The sequence below is a fragment of the Leclercia sp. UBA2479 genome (assembly GCF_002341985.1).
Taxonomy (GTDB): domain Bacteria; phylum Pseudomonadota; class Gammaproteobacteria; order Enterobacterales; family Enterobacteriaceae; genus Enterobacter; species Enterobacter pneumoniae.
The window spans coordinates 430,444-450,813 of record NZ_DDPB01000009.1 but is presented as its reverse complement, the minus strand read 5'-3'; the positions used below and the strand labels follow the sequence as shown (position 1 = coordinate 450,813).

Sequence of the window (20,370 nt, the reverse complement as noted above, 5' to 3'; positions counted from 1 at the left end):
TTATTAAGCCTTTTTGGCTTCGCTTCATTCATTGCCAGATGAACGCATATACGCTATCTAAATAAGTGATACGCGGCTTTTTCAGGATAGATAACAGGACTCACTATGAGCCAGATTGCGCCGGCGATAACCCAAGAAAAAAGCGTTAAATCAATATGCTGGCGGTACTCACTGGCGGGTAATCGCGACTTGCGCATTGATTTTATGCGCGGTATTGCGCTGGTCATGATGGTGGTTGCACATACCGAAGTGATGTCAATATTTAATATATTTACCTGGGAGCGTTTTGGTCTGACTACCGGTGCCGAGGGGTTTGTTATTCTTTCCGGATTTATGCTAGGTATGCTGAATCGTACCAGACTGGAAAAAACGGTTCTGCTTACTATTTCCTGGGGGCTTTTTCTCCGGGCGTGGAAAATATACCGGGTAAATATTATTATCATTCTCTCCTTTCTTTTATTAGGGTATTTGCCTTTTATTAACGTGTTTGAAGTAACGCATTTTACCGATCGCTTTTCTGGCACAACCTGGTCACTCTATCCCGTCACGCCGCAAATTAAAGAGACCTGGTTTAACATTGTTCTCTACCTGCAAATTGGCCCTCATCAGACGCAGATCCTCGGTCTCTATATTTTTCTGCTGCTCTTAAGCCCGCTATTTTTAGGGATGCTGCAACGCGGAAAAGTCTATTGGCTGCTGGGTCTATCGCTGCTGGTCTACTGCTGCTGGCAGCGCTGGCCAGTGCGCGTTACGCCGTCTGAGTTTGAGTTCGCTTTTCCGCTACTGGCGTGGCAGTTTATTTTTGTACTGGGGATGTGCAGCGGCTGGTACAAAGCGGAGCTCCTCTCGTTTGCCCGCACCCCACCCGGTAAAGCGGTGGTGGTGGCGCTGGTGGCGATCGCGCTGGTACTGGGGTATGTGGCCCAGAACCATACGAACCCCTTTATGCCGCCCGCCCTCCTGATGCACACCATCCCGCCGGCGGATTTCAATGCGTTTTACCATACCTGGGCGGCAAAAAATGGCCTTGGGCCGGTGCGGGTCCTTAACGATATCAGCCTGATGGTGACGGTCTATCTGCTGTTAACCTGGTGCTGGGTGCCCCTTAACCGGCTGGCCGGCTGGTTCCTCATCCCGCTGGGGCAACGTTCGCTATATACCTTTATTTTGCATGTCTATGTTGTGCTCGCGGTAAGCCAGTTTGTGACCTTTGATCTCTGGCGTCAGGACTGGCTCGTCAACACCTTCGTTCATGCAGCAGCGTTGACCGTGCTGTGGCTCATGGCGAAATACAACGTCGCTGCGCGCTGGATACCTAACTAAGGAAGGGCAGATGCGGGAAAAATATTGGCTGGCCTGCGCGCTACTGTGTGCCAGTGTGAGCACTGAAGCAGCGCAGAAGGAAGAGGGACAAACGTTGCGTGATAAAGACGGCGAGCCGGTGCAGGCGGGGGTATTCACCAGCCGCTGGGGACGGCTCTTCTCGGGGAATGAGGATGTCTTTTCCGGCGCACTAAGCTTTAGTTCCGGGCTGAAAGAGCAGTGGATGTCTATCCCAAACAGCTCGGACAGCGCAGAGCAGAAAAGGAAATATAACCAGACGCTGAACCTTAGTCTGCAATACTCCCCCTACAGCTACTGGTTTGCCAACGTAACGTCACGTCTGCCCGTGACGGATACCAGCCGCTATACCGCTGATTTTCGCTATAGCTTTGGCTATGACGACTGGCATGCCAATACCTTCAGCCTGGTTTACAGCAACTATGGCGATAACCGTTTCTGGACCTCCGGCAATCACCGGCACACCTATTTTGAACAGGGTGCCGTAACGCTGGCCTATAAATTCTCATTGCCGAAGCCGGTAGAAAACGCCCTGTTGATCAACAAGGGGGACTCCATAATTTGCCAGGCGGGGTACAGCTGGGTACCGCGTTATTACGATCTGGAGAGCAACGACATCCGTAAAAATAAGAACGTGATGTTGGGTGGGTGCGGTTACACCTTCAAACAACATTTCTTCGTGCGCGCGACGGCATTCTGGTTCCCGGACAGGAGTCAGCAGCAACCCTGGAACGGCGACTATAGCTATAGTTTTGGCTACGCGGGCTATACGCCGGGCTCGTTCTCTATTCAGTACGCCAACTACTCCGGCACCCGTTACCCGGGCCACCAGAGCGGCAATGGCAAGTTTCGTGAAGGCACGGTCAGCCTGATCTGGTTCTTACCGCTTTGAGGTGACGCAATGGGAGTTCAGCACGTTCTGATTGTTGAAGATTCGCCGGTCTATCGGCGTTTGCTCAGTCGAATGCTGACGCAGTGGGGATATGTCGTCAGCGAGGCGGAAAACGGCGTGGCTGCGCTGGAGATCCTGCAAAACCAGCCGGTAAGCCTGGTCATTAGCGACTGGGAGATGCCCGAGATGGACGGCCTGACATTATGCCGGGAGATTCGCAGCCGCCAGTTTGGCCACTATGTTTACGTCATATTGCTGACTGCCCGTGAAGATCCGGGGGATCTGACGCTCGGGTTTGATGCCGGGGCGGATGATTTTCTCAGCAAGCCGGTGGAACAAGGGGAACTGCGGGCGCGACTACACGCGGGGGCCAGGGTGCTCTCTCTTGAAGCCACGCTTGCCGCGCGTAACGCGCGCCTGAGCGAGGCCCTGCGCCAGATTGAGCAAGACCTTGAGGTGGCGGCGCGCATTCAGCAGTCGGTTCTTCCCGCGCACCGGCTGCGCTATCGCGATTATTTTTCTGACTGGATCTTCCTGCCTTCGGCCTGGGTTTCCGGCGATATCTTTAACGTGTTCCCGCTGGATAATCATCTGGGATTTTACTGCGTGGACGTGTCCGGTCATGGGGTCGGCGCGGCGATGATGTCTCTCGCCGTTGCCCGCCAGTTTTTGCACGGCAGGGCGGTGGAACGTTTCCTCTTTACCGGTGATAACGAGGTGGCGTCGCCCTCTGAGGTGGTGCGGATCCTGAACAGCCGCTTTTGCAGTGATGAGGTGGAGATCGTGAGCTACTTCACCATGATTTATGGCGTTATCGATCTGGCAACCGGAGAGGGCAAGCTTTGTCAGGCCGGGCATCCTACCCCCTTCATCGTTAACCCTGCCGGTGAGGTGAGAACGGTCGGCCATGGGGGCGCGCCGGTGGGGTTGATGCCCGACCTGAGCTGGAGCGACGTGAACTTCACTCTCGCGCCGGGAGAGCGGCTCTGCCTGTTCAGCGATGGCATTACCGAGTGTGAAAACCCTGATGGCGAGCAGTATGGTGAGGCGCGCCTGCAACACTGGCTACAGGAAGGGGCCACGCTCGCACTGGATAGCCTGCTGCCGCAGTTCGCTCAGCACCTTATCCACTGGCGCAGCGGGGATTGCGAAGAGCAGAGGACGATGGCCGATGATGTTTCACTTTTAGTGATTGAACAGACAGGAGAAAAGGTATGAATATCGATACGGAGCGGCAGCCCAACGTCAATATTTTGACGCCGTCGGTACGCCGGCTGGATGCCTCGGTTGCGGCGGCCTTTAAAGAAGCCATTACCCGCGAGATTGGCGATGACCAAAAAGCCTTGATTGTGGATTTTAGCAAAATCGATTTTATCGATAGCAGCGGTCTGGGAACGCTGGTTTCTCTTCTGAAAATGATGAACGGCAAAGGTGAAATGACCTTGTGCGCACTGAACCCGGGTATCCGCAATATGTTCACTCTGACCCGGATGGATCGCATTTTTCGTATCTGCCCGGATCGCGCCGCGGCGCTTGCTCAGCTTAATCAGTGAGTGGCTTGTGAAGAGTTCCCTTTCGCTTCCGGCCTCATTAACGTCAATCTCGCAACTTGCGGAGTGGCTTGCGCAGCTCATGGCGCCGTTGCCGGTAAATGATGAATGGCGCTTTGCGCTTGACCTCGCGGTCTGTGAGACCGCGACCAATATCATTCGTTATGCGCTGCATGAAGATGAGAACAGCCGTTTTGATGTGGATTTTATCACCACAGCCTCAAGCGTGACGTTGCACTTTACTGACGCGGGGGATCCTTTTCCTGCCGGGCGTCTCGCCGACGCGCGCAACGAGTCATTCCAGGAGAGCGATCTGTTCGCCGAGAGCGGAAGGGGGCTGAAGCTTATTTTGTTAAGCGTGGATACCTTTCAGGTGGAACGCGTCCAGGTAGGGAACTTTACTACGCTGCAAAAATTTTACGCGCCAGAGCTGGTCGTTCGAAAATAAAGTGACGCTAAAGCGGTAGAGACAATACTCACTGTCATAGTGCGATGTTTCGCTGAGTTAACAGGCGGATTTTATTTGTACAGTGACAATAAGGTTTAGCAGGGCTTAATTATTGGCAACGGTGTGGCCATATCAAGTTCACAAAATAAAAGAAAGGGCAACCTTCTGATTTTGATAAATTATAATATTTATGAATCAGTTGCCTTAAGAATAGTCATGCAGGATATATTAATAACATGTTAACTAAATTATAATTCTACTACGTCTGTCTGAGAGGTGAGGTTAGGATGCGGTTGATCGCGATGTTGTTAAGTTTAATGGTCTCAAGCCAGGTCTGGGCGGGTGAACTTCCCAAACCGACAGGAAAAGTGCTTTTAACACTCTCCGGTAATATTGAGAACACCAACGAAGACGGGAAAGCTGTTTTCGATGTCGCCAGCCTTGAGAAGCTGGGCATGGTCACTTTCCAGACCACCTCACCCTGGTATAACGGTCGTACGACCTTTACGGGCATCTCTCTGCAAAAGTTGATGGATTATGTCGGGGCTAAAGGTTCGCTTGTTAAGGTGACGGCGCTCAATGATTACACCACCGAAATCCCACTCAGTGATTTCAAAAAATACAATGTTATCCTGGCGATGAAAGTTAACGGGGAGTACATGCGTATCCGTGATAAAGGCCCGCTCTTTGTTGTGTATCCCTATGACAGCATGCCTGAACTGAATAATCAGATTTTCTATTCACGATCGGCATGGCAGGTCAGCAGAATGAGCATTGAGTAGTGGTTCAAGGAGCAGCATGAACAGAATACTGGCTGGCATCATTTTTTTTCTTTTTATATCTACCGGGTATATCTCTTATCTTGTGCATGAAAGGCAACAAGAGTTACAGAAACTGACTCACTACACCGATTCATGGTCTGCTGCCCAGCTGGTTTCAGAATACTACCGATTTGAATCGTGGCTCGGCCTTTACGCGCTTGATGAAGCTATGCCGATCGACGAAGTGCGCATGCGTCTCGATATTATGCTCAGCCAGAGTAATCTCCTGAAAGAGGGCGATTTAGCACACTATATAAAAAGTAATAAAGCGCATCAGGCGCTCGCCTTTCAACTTGAAGAGAGTCTCAATTATCTGGATGCGCATCTTGAGAAAATGACGCGTTCAGAGCTCGAAACCTACCTGAAAGGGATGCATGCGCTTGATGCGCCGCTGAGCCGTCTCTCTTCCGGTGCCATCGATAAGGATGTTAACTCCATTAATGGCACTAACAGCAAAATTCAAACGCTGTATTATATTTATTCCGCGACATCCGTCCTGCTGATCATTTTAAGTGCGATCCTGGGGGGGCTAATATTCATTCAGAACAGGAATATTCACAAGGCGCATCTTCAGGTGCAGGCCCTGGCGGAAGAGCTGCAAAAATCAAAAGAAAAATTGCAAATCCAGAATGCGAAGCTGGAATATGACGCTTATCATGATTCACTGACGGGAATGAATAACCGTTTATGTTTTTGGGAGAATTTAAACGAAGCCATCACTCTGGCGCAGAAAAATAATGTTCCCGTGGCGGTGATGTTATTTGATTTAGACCGCTTCAAAGAGGTCAATGATACTTACGGCCACGATGCGGGCGATATGTTATTACGCCAGATCGCTCACCGTCTGATGTCGATGAGCCTCACGACAGATACCCTTTATCGCCTGGGTGGAGACGAGTTTGCCTTGCTCTCGAGTGGCCTGACGGAAAGCCGTGCGATATCGCGTGCGCAAAAAATAAGTGAGTCTATTAATCAGCCCTACACAATCTATAACACGATTATCAATATTACCTCCTGCGTCGGTATTGTTATTTCCGAAACGGAACGCCGCTCCGATTATCTGTACAAATTTGCCGATCTGGCCCTGTATGAAGCTAAAAATGAGGGCTCAGGTAAGATTAAAGTCTTCCGCCAACGCATGCTAGATAAGCTGCAAGAAAGCCGCACCCTCGAGCATGATATGGCGCTGGCATTAACCAATAAAGAGTTCGTGGTCTATTATCAGCCTATTGTTGACTCGTTCACCCGTGAAATCTACAGCTACGAAGCCCTTATTCGCTGGATACATCCGCAGAAAGGGTTGCTGTCGCCGGATACCTTTATTCCGCTCGCCGAAAAAACGGGAATGATTAATGAGATGGGCAAATCCGTGCTGGAAATGGCCTGCCGGGAAGCGGCTTCCTGGGCGGTTCCGGCTAAAATTTCAGTCAATGTTTCACCGGTCCAGCTTGGCAGTAAAAGCTTTGCCTCGGTTGTGCTTGCCATTCTGAAAGAGACAGGGCTTACGGCCGAGCGCCTTGAACTGGAAGTTACGGAGTCGTCTCTCTTTACAGAGAACAATACGCCGATGAATACCCTTAACAAGCTCAGAGCGCTGGGGGTGAAAATCTCCATCGACGATTTTGGTACGGGTTACTCCTCTCTTTCACGCCTGAGCCGGCTGGCCTTCGATAAAATCAAAATTGATAAATCCTTCGTGCACTCCCTCTCCGCCCAGGAGGATGCGCTGAATATCATCAAACTGATCACCGGCATGGCCAAATCACTGGATATGAAAGCGGTGGCAGAGGGTGTTGAAACGCAGGAGCAGCTGGAAAGCCTGCAGGCGCTGGGTTGCGACTTCGCGCAAGGGTATCTGTTTGGTAAACCTCAACCCTGTATTGATGACGCTATCCGGATTGGCAAATCGCGGCTGTTAAGCGTGCAGTCCTGAGGGGCAGGGGGCCCACATTTCGCATGTCTAAGCCCCGGGCCTGGTGCGTAGGCCTTTATGAGTAAAGGGCAGGGCGTTTAAAGCTGTCTCCTGCGCTTCACGGAGTACATAACTTCGTCACTTTTTTTAACCATTTCATCCAGCGATGCGTACTTATTCGGGTCATTGTGCAGAACGCCCGATGAGAAGTTGATATTGTACGGTTTACCGGAATGTTCGTTGTATTCCTCCACCCCCTGACGCAGGGCATGCAGAAAGGCATCCGTATCGCTGCGGTGGGTAATGAGCACGGCAAATTCATCGCCACCCAACCGACCTGCAATATCACCGGGTTTCAGGAACTGTAGCAGCAACTTTGAAAAGACTTTCAGCACCTCATCGCCTTCAGCATGCCCCCAGAGATCGTTGATAGGTTTGAATTTATCCAGATCAAAGAAGATAAGACTGAACGCCGCATTACGCTCATTGAGATTACGGAAGCGTTTTTCTCCTGTTCGGTAAAACCCCCGGCGATTGGTTATGCCCGTCAGGCTGTCGGTCATTGCCATACCAATGACCTGAAACTCATCTTCAACAATGAATGCCAGGTCCTTCAGGGAAGCAATGTCATCCTCGTTAAAGGGGCGAGGGTGGGTATGGATGAGGCAAAGCGTGCCAGCGACGTCACCGGAGGGCAGATGCACCGGATAGCCGGCGTAAAACCGGATGTAAGGTTCACCGGTGACCAGAGGATTATCGTGAAAACGATCGTCCGTGGTGGCATCGTTTACGATGAATGCCCCATCCTGCAAAATGGCATGGCCGCAGAATGAGATATTACGTGGCGTCTCCCGGATGCCGAGTCCCTCGCAGGCAAGCAACCATTGTCTCTCGCGATCCAGCAGACTGATAAGCACCACCGGCACCTGAAAGATTTTCCGGGCAAGACGGGTCAGACGGTCGAAACGTTCATCGTCTCGGGTATCAAGCAGGTCTGCGAGATAAAGCGATTTTAATCTTTCTTCTTCATTTTCCGGTACGCCGGGGAATTTCATACGACCTCAATAACTTCTGTGAATTTCGCAGGCGGTACATAGCCGAAATTCAGTCTAAACCTTTTTTACTGAGTATAGGATAAGCAGAATCGGCCTGCCTGTCTGGACGCCTGGGTTTTATTGCCTTAGGGTTTATTCCTGTTTTGAGTAATAACCTCGCCCGGCATGTTTGAACAGGAGAGGGACGAGCCATTGCTCATACTGTGCCGAATCATTTTGAGAAAGGAGCCCGCGGATATGAAAGTGCTTGAAAGCGGCATTCGTGACGTAAAATACGGTGAAAATGTGAAAGTCGTTATGCCGGTAAACATCTATGAATGTGAACTGGGAGACGATGTTTTCGTGGGACCCTTTGTCGAAATACAAAAGGGATGCGTTATAGGCGACAGAACCCGGGTACAGTCCCACTCGTTCATCTGTGAGAACGTTACCTTAGGCAGCGACTGCTTTATTGGCCATGGTGTAACCTTTGCTAATGATCTTTTCAAGCGTGGCGGTCCGGATGCGTCTGCAGAAAGCTGGATAGATATTGTCTTAGGCGACGCAGTAACAGTCGGCAGTGGAGCAACCATTTTAACCACGGAGATTTGCAGTGGGGCGGTGATTGGTGCAGGCAGCGTGGTGACCAAACCTGTGCTTATAAAAGGGGTGTACGCGGGCAATCCCGCCAGGCTTTTGAGAAATCTTTAAGTTTTATCTCTGTCACTATCGGGTTCAGAGTCATGTCTCCTTTGGGTGATTATGGTCTCTTTTTGCTCGGGCAGAGAGGGATGCTTTTTGCCCTCGATTAACTGCCCCGGAATTTCTTCAGCCTGATATTTATACCCTGGATCTGCTTTCTTTATCTTAATCAGGCTGCCTGTAGCATTGCGCTGCACGACTCTTTTCTTTTATGACACATCTGCCGTGGCTAAATGCCCGCTTTGTGGCAGGAGCGGACATTTAAAAAATTGTTTGAAGTTATCAATAGGGAGTGAGTGACAACGTAATGGCGACCACGTCATTACCATTACGAGTAGTTGAAAATGCGCCAGTAATGACGGAACAATATCTCAGTGTGTATGAAGGTATTAATCGAATGAGGGAGCAAGGAGTGAGAGCGAATCGAATGGCAATTAAAGTGTCTATGCTGGCATTTGTGGCCAGCCTGGCAATGGGTTGCGCACCATTACAACCTTCAGGATGCCATAAAACCACTGCACTGGGTAATTGCGGTTCTGGCAATTGGGATGATCGGGATGAGTGGGGCTCGCAAGCGCGGGCGATAAGAGCAGCGATAAATGCAAAACTTGCTGAGCCACAAAACTGGAAAGGGAAGAAGTTTCGGTTGCATATCGAGTTTGCGCAGAATGGCACGGCTTTAAACATATCAACCAGTGATGGTAATAAAGCATATTGCGAAGCGGTAAAATCAGCAGCCCAGAAAGCCACATTTCCGGCCTTCACTAATGAGGCGGTGTACCGCGATTTTCAAAAATCTCGCTTTGATTTGCAGGGCTAGTCATACCATGAACATTAATAGGTCCGCTTCTCGCTCTCAGCAGAACTTCCGCTCATTGAGTTCGTCCGCTCCCCGAGCGGCTGTCGTTCCAGTTTATTCTTTTCGAAAGGTTTCCAGCCAATTTCCCTTTTTTATATATCCATAAAAATTAAGCTATTGGCCGGTGTTGCCGATATTAGTTTCTTATGATTAAACAACGGGAAGTATGAATGAATAGTTTGTTATCGAGATCACTTTCAATTGTGTTTACAACTCTGCTACTGACGGCCTGCTCGGGCGTTCGCGACAATTCTGCAAAGCCGTACACATACCACGCTGAACATAGCATCGCCTGGAATATCAGCAACGCATCGGGTATGGATCCTTTTAGCGATGCCCAGGTCAGCCACTCTCAAAGCGAAATGTTCAGCCGCACGGATTACGATTTTACTTTTCCGATAGTTGAAAATGATAAATTAAATGAAGCGTCATTGCCTTTAACCCCGTTACTGCAGTATCGACCAACGAGTATGGGCGTGGAAGAGTGGCAAACCGATGGAATTCTGGCGTGGATCCCTACTGAACTGGCCCCTACCCCTGAGGCGGCATCACTGTTGCTCTCAGATAAAATTGAATCTGCTGTGCTAGCGACCTTAAAAGAATCTAAACGCAAACATGGCGATGTCCGTAAGGGAGAGGGATATAATGACTGGCTAGGAAAATACGTGTTTCAGAGCAATGAATCCCGCTATCTGGTCGTTAAATTTGCAGATAAAGATGCGGGGTGTGAGCTTCCAAAAAATAAATATTATGATCCTGCAAGCCAGAATAGTCCGACCTGCGGCTTTTACACCAGCTTCCACGACGCAGAAAAAATTGTTCGCACTCCTGACTTCATAGGTGTGAATGCGACCGGGAAAAGTTATCTCGTAAGGCACGATGGGTTAAATGGAAGTCACCTCAGCCCGGTATTTATAAACAGCGCCGGCCAATCGGATGCAAAAAATCAGCGTATGAATTATGCCTTCATGCAACAAGTTAGCCGCCATCTTCCAGCGTGGGTAATGATCTATCTCTCGCCCAAAGAAGATAAGGGTTTACCTGCCGTTGTATTACAGCAAGGGAAAGTGCATTTTTTCTTTCGCGAAAAATAAAGCTGATCGCATCAGCGGTTGATCTTGCTGTCTGCTCCGTGTCAGAAGCGGACGTTGCTAATCTAATGCTATGTTTATCTTGCGGAGCATGTAATTGACCATGTTCAGGTTATCGGCTAGTCGTCCGATATATATGCTTAAGATGCGAAGTGCGATAAAGGATAAGGTATGAGGGAACTGACTGAATTAATTGATCAGCAAAGCTCTGGCTGGCTTATGGTGCAGCAATGGCTGAAAGAAGCGAACAATAATTATGAACTGCTTCCCTGTGACCCGACGATCGCAAGATTTGCCTTACATCAGCTTCAGGTTACAACGCTCTCCCCGCTAGGCGCTGTGTTATACGAAACGGGTGGCATCCTGGTTGATAATGGCTGGTTGCGGATTTTAGGCTCTGGTCATCCCAGGCTGGCACGAGCTCCTGCTTCCTGGACGCAATCTGTAACAACAGGCCGGAATTTTCAGGCGCTCTTGGTTGCTGATGATGTATCGGGGGGCTTTTTTGCACTTAACGGTGGTGAATTCGGTGAAGATCGAGGCGGCGTATATTATTTCGCACCAGATTCTCTGGAATGGGAGAGCCTTGATACTAACTATTCAGGTTTTCTGCACTGGGCTCTCTGCGGCAATTTGGAAAGTTTCTATCAAAGCGTACGCTGGACAGGCTGGCGTGAAGAAACATCTGAAATGAATGGTGACGCGGTTTACTCCTTTTATCCCTTCCTGTGGACCGAGCCACAATTGGCTATAGAGCAGCGTTCACGAGCTGTTGCGTCTGTTGATGAGCACTGGTCGTTAAGCATGAACTTACAACATCAATTAACCAACATGCAGGGCGAATAACCTCGTCCATGCAGATTAAGACACCACGATGTAAGTAATACTTTTAACATTGTGAGAACAACTTTGAACGTCCGCTCCTCGCACAAAGCGGACCTTCGGTTTCCACCTAATCGTTATCTGCTTCCGCAGAGCAGTCACGAGTCAGAGCAGCCGGCTGTCTAATGCGCAAATACAGCAAAGGGGTGAGCAGGGGAAATCTCCGAGCCCGGCGCGCTGCGCTGTAAAGGGCGCCGAGCCGGAGAAGTAAGCCATGCTCTGCCAGGCAGTTGTCCTCAGGAAGATCCACTGATGCAGGCTACCGGTATTACGCCGCAGCTGGCGGAGTATGACGTGGCGCTGGTACATACTACTTTCTCGGGCGAGAAAGAATATATCCTGCTGACCATGCGGTCCGGCGCGGCGGGGACAAGGGCGATCGCGCCTCCGTTGAATCGCTGCTGGATAAACGCTGCTATATCCTTACGGCTCCGCCAGCTGACAGCCCCCATCCCGATTTTTCTTAGTCGCGCAACTGCTGCGCGATTGCGCTAAACATAAGCGACGCCTCCAGCGGCTGGGCGCTGAACGAGGGTTCCGCCTGCGGCCAGGTCGACCACTGCACAATTACCAGCTGCTCGTCGGGATTAACCATAATCATCTGACCATAGATGCCCAGCGCCCAGAGCGACCCCTTCAGCGACTGCTGCGGCGTAGGCTCGACGTTTTTCGCGTTCGCTGGCACCTCGTTGTTCCACCACTGGAAGCCGTAAATGCCCTGCGGATGCGCGGCGGAAACCGAGCCCTGTGCCTGCGTCCAGTCAGAGGCGAGCTTCAGCCAGCCGTCCGGCAGCGCTTTATCGCCATTTGGCAGGCGCCCCTCATGGCGTACAAACTCGCCGAAGCGCCCCCAGTCCTCCAGCGTGGCGTTGAAGCCGTGCGCGCCGACGTCATGTTTGCCGGGCTGATAGGCGTGCCAGACACCGTCATTCGCCATACCGTAAGGCTGCCAGATGCTCTGCTGCAGATACGCGGCGAGCGACATGCCGGTGGCGCGCTCCAGCACGTCGCCCAGCAGCCAGGCGCCGCCCGACGAGTAGGACCAGTGCTGGCCCGCCGGATGCGCCTTCTTCAGGCCGGTAATCAGCCCGCGCACGCAATCATAGGTGCCAGGCCGCGCCTCGCACTGGGTCAGCTGCGCAAAATCGGAGTCGGGCTGGGTGTAATCTTCATTCCACGCAACGCCGGAGGTGTGGGTGAGCAGCTGTCGCAGCGTCACGTCCTGCCAGGCGGTGCCTTTCAGCTCCGGCTCGTAATCGGTGATCTTGTCATCCAGTGAGTGGATTTTCCCCTGTTTCAGCGCCACGCCGACCAGCGTCGACACCACTGATTTACCCACCGAGCGCGAGGTCCAGAGTGTGCTATCGCTGTTGCCGTGCGCCAGATATTTGTAGGCGATCTGGCCGTTTTTCAGTACTAACATTCCCGCCACGTTCTGACGCTTCAGGTAGTCCGCCATGCTGTAGCGCTGGCTGTTGACGCGGTAGCTAACCTCGCCGAGTTGATGCTTTGCCAGCGGCAGCGGCTGGGCGGTACCGTGATGAAAAACATCGGCGGGGTAGTTGCGGTAGTCGTTGCGAAAGCCCACCACGCGATCCTGTTGATCCCAGCTGAGCATGGTTTTGGGATCGGGCAGGGTGCGATCGAACGGCGTCGGACAAACACTCAGCGGTACGCCGCCGCAGGGCGCAGACTCCGCGGCTGTTGCTGAACACGACAGCAGCGCAGTCGTCGCCAGCGATGCTGCCAGTAGCAGGTTTTTTTTACTTTTCATCGTTCTGTCTCCTTCGTAACACGCCTTAACATTGACAAGCCGCAGTATAGATTTGGCCTGCTCTGTGCAAAAATCAGCATATGTGGGGAAATCCCCTCAACCAGTTGCATCAGGGAGAAGAAATGGCCTATCTCAGTTTTACCTTTGCGCAGATAGAGGCGTTCTCGACCGTCGCCGCGCTCGGCACCGTTTCGCAGGCGGCGAAACAGCTTGGCAAGGATCGCGCCACGGTCAGCGAGTTAATCGAGTTTCTGGAGGCGGCGCTGGGCTATGCGCTCTTTTCGCGACAGGGCCGCACGCTGGCGCTGACGCCAGAGGGCCAGCGGCTGAAGCGGCAGGCGGCGTTGCTGATGCGCCAGGCGCAGGCGTTCGACGCGGCGGCGCGCCACGTCCGTCAAGGTATCTCCGACGAAATCAGCCTGGTCTACGATCCCTTTGTGCCGCGCCCTTTTCTCTGCCGTCTGATTGAGACGCTGGCAGAGAGCAATATCCGCGTCAGCGCCTGGAGCGCGTCGCGCGAAGAGGCGGAAGCGGCACTCGCCACCGGCGAGGTGCAGCTGGCCCTCTGCCAGGCGCGCAACCGCAGTCTGGGCAGCGAGATGGCGTGGCGCTCGGTGGGGCTGGTCGAACTCGATTTTTACGCCGCCGCGTCGCTCTTCGCGGACGAGCAGCCGGTATCGCTGTTCGATCTCGCCTCGCAGCCGCAGCTGGTGATGCATCCGGCGCCCGACGGCGTGGCGGCGAAGCAGGGACGCATCGCCGATCGTACCTTCTACACTAATGACCGTACGCTGCTGCGCCATATGCTTGAGAGCGGTCAGGGATGGGCCTTTCTGCCGAAGCATTTTGCCGCCACCAGCTGGCGTGACGTTAAAGCGATTGATGTGGAGGTGGGCAATCTGGCGCTGAGCCAGATGATCGTCATGCTGTGGAAACCCGGCATGACGATGAATTTCGCCGTCAGCGAGGCGATGAAGATCGTTCCCGACGTCTGGGCGGAGTCAGCCGTGACGCTTGCCGACCATGCTGGTTAGCAGATGGGGCTGACGACCTGGCTATATCGGGGAGCTGGAGGAGGCCCACAGGCTGTTAAATTGAATGTCCGCTTTGTGCCAGAAGCGGACGTTGTTTGACGGGCGGCTCTGCGTGACTGGCATAATTCTCGGTGACTTTATCTTCCTGTAATCAGGGAACTACCGGTCTGTTATTAACAACCGTTTTCATGATCAGCGTTGAGGTCAGGCGCTGAACGCCTGGCAGCGCTGAAAGGTCGAGATCATACAGCCGCTGAAAGCTCTCCATGTCCCGTGTCAGAACGTGCAGCATATAATCCGGATTACCAAACAGCCGCTGCGCGGTTATTACTTCCGGGACTTCAACCACAGCCTCTTCAAAGCTGCTCACCGCCTTACGATCTGCCTTTTCAAGTGATACAAAAACGATCACTGAAAAGCTCAGTCCGAGCTTTGCGGTATCAACCTGAGCACGATATCCACTGATAATGCCCGTCTCTTCAAGGCTTTTAACGCGACGGTGACAAGGGGAAAGACTCAGTCCGACCTTGTCCGCCAGCTCTGTCAGGGACAGGCGTCCGTCTGCCTGGAGTTCAGCAATGATCTTTTTATCGGTTCTGTCCACGTTCCCGCCTTATCAGGTAGTCAAATCCACACGATTCAGTGCTGGAATATATTTCTCATCATATGCGATTTAAAGCAAACATCTTCTAAAAAAACTGCCATCAAAGGCTAATCAGGAAAGTTATCCCCCACATCAGTTGATAAGATCGTTGTCAGTTTTTACTTGAACAGAAAGGTGATGTAGTGGATTTCAGTTTGCTTGTAGCGTTCTGGATTGTGTCGTTTTCTCTTGTCATGACGCCCGGAGCGGACTGGGCGTATGCCATCTCTTCCGGCATGCGCAACAGAATGCTGCTTCCGGCGGTGTCCGGTATGCTGCTGGGGTACGTTGTCATAACGGTTGTCGTCGCGGCCGGCGTCGGGGCACTGGTCGCCAGCGTGCCGGTCATTCTGACGGTGCTTACCTATGCCGGAGCGGCCTATCTGCTGTGGCTCGGAGTGGGCGTCCTGCGCAATCCCCCGGTTCCGGCTGCAGGCAACTTTGACGGGGAGGTAAACGGGTTCCGGACGCTGATGAAGGGGTTTGGCATCAGCGGGATTAACCCGAAAGCGCTACTGCTTTTCCTGGCGCTTCTGCCGCAGTTCACCAGCCGTGACGCCGGCTGGTCAGTTGGCGTGCAGATTTTCTTTATGGGACTGATTCAGATTATTAACTGCGCGGTGGTGTACAGCGCTGTCGGGCTGGGTTCAAAAGCGATCCTGCGCACGCGTCCGGAGGCGGCGCGGCGGGTCAGCCAGTTCTCTGGCATTGCCATGATTTTCATCGCTTTCCTGCTCATCGGTGAGCAGATCTATACCGCCCTGAAATAACGGGCTCACGCCACGCCCCGTCCGGGGGCATCATCTCTGGTGCCCCTGGCTTCTGTGAAATGAATAATCAGGCTGACCGCGCTGCGTGACAGCCCTTGCAAACACATCTATGGCACATCAATGAACACATTTCGCATCAGAGACATCATTATCCTTGGCTTCATGAACTTTGCCCTGTTCGTCGGCGCCGGTAATATCATCTTTCCGCCGTTCATCGGCCTGCAGGCTGGTACATCTGTCTGGACAGCAGCGGCAGGATTTCTGCTGAGGGGCGTCGGGCTTCCCGTTATTACCGCCATTGCGATGGCAAAGGCTGGCGGGGCATTATCAGCCGTAACCCGCCCGGTTGGCAGGGTGTGCGGCTTACTGCTGGCCGTTATCTGTTACCTCTGCATCGGACCGTTCTTTGCCACGCCGCGTACTGCGACGGTTTCCTATGAGCTCGCCGTGCAGCCGTTTACGGGCAGCGAACGCTGGCTGCCGGTCTGGAGCGCAGTTTATTTTGGTATTGTTATTCTGGTTTCGCTCTATCCCGGCAGGCTGCTGGATACGGTGGGCAGATTCCTGTCCCCGGTCAAGATTCTGGCGCTGATTGTCCTTGCCGTAGCGGCGCTGGCTTATCCTGCAGGCCAGCCCCGTGCTCCGGAAGGGGTATACGCAACCGCCGCCTTTTCACAGGGCCTGACCAGCGGTTACCTGACAATGGATACGATGGCCTCGCTGGCTTTCGGCCTCGTTATCGTTAACGCTATCCGCTCCCGCGGCGTGACGTCCGGGCGCCTCATCACGCGTTATGCCGTATGCTCCGGCCTGATTGCGGGCGCCGGTCTGGCGCTGGTTTATCTGAGCCTTTTCCGGCTCGGCACCGGCAGCACGGGGCTGACCGTAAGCGCCACAAACGGGGCGCAGGTGCTCAGCGCCTACGTTCACCATGTCTTTGGCGCAGGCGGAGACGCGTTCCTGGGTGCGCTCATTACACTGGCCTGCCTGGTCACCGCCATTGGCCTGACCTGCGCCTGCGCCGCCTGGTTCAGCTCCGTGACCCGCATTAGCTATCGCGCTTATGCCTGGTTCTTCGCGGCGTTTTCCATGCTGGTCTCCAATATGGGACTGACGCAGCTAATCGCTTTCTCCGTGCCGGCGCTGACGGCCGTGTATCCGGTCTTTATCGTTCTTGTCCTGACTTATTTCATTCGGACACGTTTTTACTCTCCCGCCCGTGTCATCGCGCCTGCGGCGCTGGTATCGTTTCTGTTCGGCATCGCTGACGCGCTTTCTTCGGCCGGCATCAGCGTGTGGCCCTTTATGCTGGTGCAGTTTCTTCCCCTTCACAATCAGGGACTCGCCTGGCTGCTGCCTTCGGTCGCGGTCATGCTCGCCGCCGCCGTCGCTGACCGCTGGCGTTCACCGCCTTCACTGACGGAAGAGGGATAATGACGATGAAGGGCCTTAACGTTGAGCGGCAGAAGGTACCTTACGCCGTTCTTCTGCCCTGCCTGATTGCAGCACTCCTGGCAGGGTTTACCGGACTGGAAAACGCCCTCTGGCGTCTGGGGAAAAGCTATCCGGCCGCGCTGGCACAGACGAGATACGTTGATGATATTCGTCTGCTGACGCCGCAGGCGGCGCGCGACATCTGTAGTCTGCCGCTGGCTCAGCCTGAATTAGTCAGAAAGCGCAACGGGCTATATCTGCGGTGCGGCACGCCATTGCTTGAGGGCGTTTACCGAATAACCCGTTGATATACCCAGCCCGGACCGTTGTGAGCGGCGGGCGGATAAGCGGGCCGCCTACTGAAAATAAAAGGAGCGGAAAATGAAAATGGGTGTTTTAGGCGTGGGTGAACTCACGGAAAAAATCGTGGCTGGCCTGACCGCCGCAGAAACTGCAGCTGAAATCGTGCTTTCCCCCAGAAATGCCACGCGTGCAGAAAGGCTTCGTGAAACCTGCGGCTGCCGGGTAGCCGGCAGCAGTCAGGCAGCCGCTGAAGATGCCGATATAGTGATTGCAGGCGTCCGGCCTGATGCGCTTGCCGGACTGGCGTCGGAGGTATCGCTTAAACCCAATCAGTTGCTGGTTTCGCTGGTTGCAGGTGTCAGTATGGACCAATTGCAGACGCTGTTCGGTCACAAAGGTGTGGTGAGAATGATGCTTACGTATGCCGCCGGGATAAACCAGACGACGGTTGTGCTGACGGCCTGCGATGATAAAACCCGGACATTTTTCTCCGCCCTCGGTGAAGTGATTGTTCTGGAAAATGAAGAGTTATTCGAGCTGGCGACGGTCAGCATGTGCATGAACGGCTGGCTTTACCACCTCGCTGACGGCCTTCAGAACTGGTTAGCAGAAAAGGGTATGCCGCCGTCTCATGCCCGTAGCCTTGTGCTTGGCGCGATGCGCGACTGCGCAGCTTATGCCGGTCATAACCACGGGGTTCCTCTTGATAACCTGATGCAGTCAGTTGCGACAGAAGGCACATTTACGGCGCAGGGCCTTAATATTTTGCGTGAGCAGCAGGTCATGCAGCCCTGGGTAAAGGCAGCCGATGAGGTACTTCACTCTTTAACTGGCGGCAATAAGGATTCTGAAAACTAACCTCACCATGTTTGTGGCAAAGCAAGTGGAGTTTGTCTGCCTGAAACTCGCAATGTCCGCTTTTCGCTCAAAGCGGACCTTCGGTTTACACCTGCATTTTGCTTTGAACTCCCTCCTGCCGTATCTCTTTCATCTTTCATTACGAAGACTCAGTCCAGATCCGACTTTACCTTTTTTCGGATCTCTTGAGAGGAGGAGAAGGATTGATGCGTATCAGGCACGAAAGCATATTAATTATTGCGAAAATTGGATTATTGTCTTTCAGGAAGGAATGGATTCTGATTATTGCCCCGTTTGGATAAATGAGCCTGGCGACGGATCTGCGACGAAGCGACACGTATTAACTTCACCCTGAGCATCCGTCCTGACTTTTGTTATGGTATTCGGTCATTAAAGTCCGCTTAGTGCCAGTAGTGGACCTTCACGTCCGTTCCTGAAATATTGGCCCGATAATTCAGCGTTACATTTTCCGGTTAATACGCAACGCATCCACAACGAGTGAAAAGGCCGGAGAGGGTTGTTTACGGCTGGGATAATAAAGATAGTAGCCGGGAAAAGGACGGCACCATTCTTCAAGCACCCGGATCAGTTTTCCTTCCCGCAGATGTGTGCCGAACTCCTCTTCAGGTAAAAAGGCAATGCCCAGTCCGGCAAGCGCTGCGTCAACGACGTGTTCCGATGTGTTAAACGTCAGTTGGCCTTCAACCCGAACGTGAAATTTGCCATTTTCCTGCTCAAACTCCCAGGCGTAAATTTTCCCCGATTGAACCATGCGTTCATTAATACAGCAGTGTTGCATCAGATCGCGTGGCGTCTGAGGGGCGGCGTACCGGGCGAAATACTCAGGGGAAGCTACAGCGGCCATGCGCAGTTTCGGGCCAATGGGTACGGCTATCATATCCTTGTCGATAGTGTCTCCGAGCCGCACGCCGGCATCGAAACGATCCGCAACGATATCCCGGAACCCGTGGTTGGCATCAAACTCAATATGAATATCCGGATATTCGCGTAACAGTGGTGTCAGCTTTGGCAGCAGCGTGGTCTTCAGAACATTAGGTCCACAAGTAATACGGACTGTCCCCGCAGGTTTATCACGCAGTGCCGTCAGCATGTCCAGCTCGGCTTCAATCTCATCAATACGATGGCCCACAGACTGCAGCAGTCGCTCCCCGGCAGCCGTCACTGACACACTGCGCGTGGTCCTTGTCAGCAGGCGGATTTGCATCCGCTCTTCCAGCCCGGAAATCGCCTGGCTCAGTGCGGGCTGGGTCACCCCAAGCTGCGCGGCTGCGCGCGTAAAGCTGCCCTCACGCGCCACGGTGACGAAAGAGAGTAAGTCGTTGAGATTGCGTCTCGCCATGATTGTTTCCGGTCTATTTATAAATTTTACTTATAAGGTCATTAAGGATTCATTAGCTAGTTAACCCACCGCATATTGGTAACAATAATGCGATGAAAAAGTCAACGCTAACCCTTATGCAAAACGCTTACCGCAGAACGTCACTGTTGCTGCTCCTTGCCGGCCTGCTATTCGTCACGCAGTCCGCAATGGCGGGTGGCAACGAGCGGGGAGTGGCGCAGGAGACGCTTATGAAAATTGAGATCATTGTGGGGGGAGAAACCGCCACCGCCACCCTCTTTGATACGCCGACAGGCCGGGACTGTGCGTCTCTGCTTCCCCTCAGCCTGACGCTGGAAGACTATGCCGATATCGAGCGCATAAGTAACTTGCCGCGCAGGCTTTCAACGGCACAGGCACCGGACGGTATGACGCCGGAAGCCGGAGATATCACTTACTACGCGCCCTGGGGCGACCTGGCGATTTTTGTCCGGGGCAGGGATTACGCCCGTTCACTGATCCCGTTAGGGAAAGTGGATTCCGGACTGGCGGTCCTGCAGCGCCACGGACCTCTTGCGGTGCAGATCAGGGTCGCCAACTGACTCACAGCATCTTCCGCACCGCGATTATTCCTCTTATCACCGTCCCGTCCCCGTATGCCGTTTCAGCTCTTCCTACAGCGC

At 53.1% G+C, this 20,370-nt stretch carries 22 protein-coding genes and 1 pseudogene; 18 read left to right on the top strand and 5 right to left on the bottom strand.

The annotated features are described in order from the left end of the window. Positions 1 to 105: 105 nt before the first annotated feature. From opgC to B3B59_RS11820, 7 genes are all read left to right on the top strand, one after another. Positions 106 to 1,323, top strand: a complete 1,218-nt coding sequence (gene opgC, locus B3B59_RS11850) for an OpgC domain-containing protein (RefSeq protein WP_286809070.1) — start codon at positions 106 to 108, stop codon at positions 1,321 to 1,323. A gap of 10 nt (positions 1,324 to 1,333) precedes the next feature. Next, positions 1,334 to 2,233: a hypothetical protein gene (locus tag B3B59_RS11845; RefSeq protein WP_040075444.1), complete on the top strand. Its 900-nt coding sequence runs from the start codon at positions 1,334 to 1,336 to the stop codon at positions 2,231 to 2,233. Positions 2,234 to 2,242: 9 nt separating this feature from the next. Then, complete coding sequence (locus B3B59_RS11840) at positions 2,243 to 3,451, top strand: PP2C family protein-serine/threonine phosphatase (protein WP_046885270.1); 1,209 nt, start codon at positions 2,243 to 2,245, stop codon at positions 3,449 to 3,451. After that, complete coding sequence (locus B3B59_RS11835; RefSeq protein ID WP_046885271.1) at positions 3,448 to 3,786, top strand: STAS domain-containing protein; 339 nt, start codon at positions 3,448 to 3,450, stop codon at positions 3,784 to 3,786. The genes B3B59_RS11840 and B3B59_RS11835 overlap by 4 nt, the downstream gene beginning before the upstream one ends. A gap of 7 nt (positions 3,787 to 3,793) precedes the next feature. After that, on the top strand, positions 3,794 to 4,231 hold the full coding sequence (locus tag B3B59_RS11830) for an ATP-binding protein (protein ID WP_286809069.1): 438 nt from the start codon (positions 3,794 to 3,796) through the stop codon (positions 4,229 to 4,231). Between the two features lie 287 nt (positions 4,232 to 4,518). Next, positions 4,519 to 5,013, top strand: a complete 495-nt coding sequence (locus tag B3B59_RS11825; protein WP_046885272.1) for a molybdopterin-dependent oxidoreductase — start codon at positions 4,519 to 4,521, stop codon at positions 5,011 to 5,013. Between the two features lie 16 nt (positions 5,014 to 5,029). Beyond that, entirely contained in the window at positions 5,030 to 6,985 is a 1,956-nt protein-coding gene (locus B3B59_RS11820) for a putative bifunctional diguanylate cyclase/phosphodiesterase (protein ID WP_046885273.1), read from the top strand. A gap of 77 nt (positions 6,986 to 7,062) precedes the next feature. On the opposite strand, the gene B3B59_RS11815 is transcribed toward B3B59_RS11820, so the two are convergent. Beyond that, positions 7,063 to 8,019 (bottom strand): sensor domain-containing diguanylate cyclase, encoded by a 957-nt coding sequence (locus B3B59_RS11815; RefSeq protein ID WP_046885274.1) that lies wholly within the window; start codon positions 8,017 to 8,019, stop codon positions 7,063 to 7,065. A 237-nt stretch (positions 8,020 to 8,256) separates the two neighbouring features. On the opposite strand from B3B59_RS11815, the gene B3B59_RS11810 reads away from it, so the two are divergent. Next, complete coding sequence (locus B3B59_RS11810) at positions 8,257 to 8,709, top strand: acyltransferase (protein ID WP_046885275.1); 453 nt, start codon at positions 8,257 to 8,259, stop codon at positions 8,707 to 8,709. Here B3B59_RS11810 and B3B59_RS11805 read toward each other — a convergent pair. After that, positions 8,706 to 8,897, bottom strand: a complete 192-nt coding sequence (locus B3B59_RS11805; protein WP_046885276.1) for a hypothetical protein — start codon at positions 8,895 to 8,897, stop codon at positions 8,706 to 8,708. The two genes, B3B59_RS11810 and B3B59_RS11805, sit on opposite strands and share 4 nt — an antisense overlap. 230 nt (positions 8,898 to 9,127) lie before the next feature. Here B3B59_RS11805 and B3B59_RS11800 point away from each other — a divergent pair, with 230 nt between their 5' ends. The 4 genes and pseudogenes from B3B59_RS11800 to B3B59_RS11785 all read left to right on the top strand — a co-directional run. Beyond that, a complete protein-coding gene (locus B3B59_RS11800; protein WP_286809519.1) occupies positions 9,128 to 9,520 on the top strand; it encodes a cell envelope integrity TolA C-terminal domain-containing protein in 393 nt (130 codons plus the stop codon). A 209-nt stretch (positions 9,521 to 9,729) separates the two neighbouring features. Then, on the top strand, positions 9,730 to 10,653 hold the full coding sequence (locus B3B59_RS11795) for a hypothetical protein (protein WP_286809066.1): 924 nt from the start codon (positions 9,730 to 9,732) through the stop codon (positions 10,651 to 10,653). A 168-nt stretch (positions 10,654 to 10,821) separates the two neighbouring features. Then, complete coding sequence (locus tag B3B59_RS11790) at positions 10,822 to 11,496, top strand: DUF2625 domain-containing protein (protein ID WP_286809065.1); 675 nt, start codon at positions 10,822 to 10,824, stop codon at positions 11,494 to 11,496. Between the two features lie 309 nt (positions 11,497 to 11,805). Further along, positions 11,806 to 11,999: pseudogene (locus tag B3B59_RS11785) on the top strand (CDP-diacylglycerol diphosphatase); the annotation flags it as partial. On the opposite strand, the gene B3B59_RS11780 reads toward B3B59_RS11785, so the two are convergent. Further along, positions 11,996 to 13,306, bottom strand: coding sequence for a serine hydrolase domain-containing protein (locus tag B3B59_RS11780; protein WP_286809063.1), 1,311 nt, complete (start codon positions 13,304 to 13,306; stop codon positions 11,996 to 11,998). The pseudogene B3B59_RS11785 and the gene B3B59_RS11780 overlap by 4 nt on opposite strands. A 122-nt stretch (positions 13,307 to 13,428) precedes the next feature. Here B3B59_RS11780 and B3B59_RS11775 point away from each other — a divergent pair, with 122 nt between their 5' ends. After that, positions 13,429 to 14,340, top strand: coding sequence for a LysR family transcriptional regulator (locus B3B59_RS11775; protein ID WP_286809062.1), 912 nt, complete (start codon positions 13,429 to 13,431; stop codon positions 14,338 to 14,340). Between the two features lie 151 nt (positions 14,341 to 14,491). On the opposite strand, the gene B3B59_RS11770 is transcribed toward B3B59_RS11775, so the two are convergent. Then, on the bottom strand, positions 14,492 to 14,944 hold the full coding sequence (locus B3B59_RS11770) for an Lrp/AsnC family transcriptional regulator (protein ID WP_286809061.1): 453 nt from the start codon (positions 14,942 to 14,944) through the stop codon (positions 14,492 to 14,494). A gap of 182 nt (positions 14,945 to 15,126) precedes the next feature. On the opposite strand from B3B59_RS11770, the gene B3B59_RS11765 reads away from it, so the two are divergent. From B3B59_RS11765 to B3B59_RS11750, 4 genes are all read left to right on the top strand, one after another. Beyond that, positions 15,127 to 15,753 (top strand): LysE family translocator, encoded by a 627-nt coding sequence (locus B3B59_RS11765; protein ID WP_286809060.1) that lies wholly within the window; start codon positions 15,127 to 15,129, stop codon positions 15,751 to 15,753. A 120-nt stretch (positions 15,754 to 15,873) separates the two neighbouring features. Beyond that, entirely contained in the window at positions 15,874 to 17,187 is a 1,314-nt protein-coding gene (gene brnQ, locus B3B59_RS11760; protein ID WP_286809059.1) for a branched-chain amino acid transport system II carrier protein, read from the top strand. Then, positions 17,187 to 17,495 carry a hypothetical protein gene (locus B3B59_RS11755; protein ID WP_286809058.1) on the top strand — a complete coding sequence of 103 codons (309 nt, stop codon included), beginning with the start codon at positions 17,187 to 17,189 and terminating at the stop codon, positions 17,493 to 17,495. The genes brnQ and B3B59_RS11755 overlap by 1 nt, the downstream gene beginning before the upstream one ends. A 73-nt stretch (positions 17,496 to 17,568) precedes the next feature. Continuing rightward, on the top strand, positions 17,569 to 18,348 hold the full coding sequence (locus B3B59_RS11750; RefSeq protein WP_286809057.1) for an NAD(P)-binding domain-containing protein: 780 nt from the start codon (positions 17,569 to 17,571) through the stop codon (positions 18,346 to 18,348). A gap of 460 nt (positions 18,349 to 18,808) precedes the next feature. Here the strand turns inward: B3B59_RS11750 and B3B59_RS11745 are convergent, their stop codons facing one another. Continuing rightward, positions 18,809 to 19,708, bottom strand: coding sequence for a LysR family transcriptional regulator (locus B3B59_RS11745; RefSeq protein ID WP_233803473.1), 900 nt, complete (start codon positions 19,706 to 19,708; stop codon positions 18,809 to 18,811). A gap of 230 nt (positions 19,709 to 19,938) precedes the next feature. On the opposite strand from B3B59_RS11745, the gene B3B59_RS11740 reads away from it, so the two are divergent. Next, positions 19,939 to 20,289, top strand: coding sequence for a cyclophilin-like fold protein (locus B3B59_RS11740; protein WP_286809054.1), 351 nt, complete (start codon positions 19,939 to 19,941; stop codon positions 20,287 to 20,289). Positions 20,290 to 20,370 lie beyond the last annotated feature (81 nt).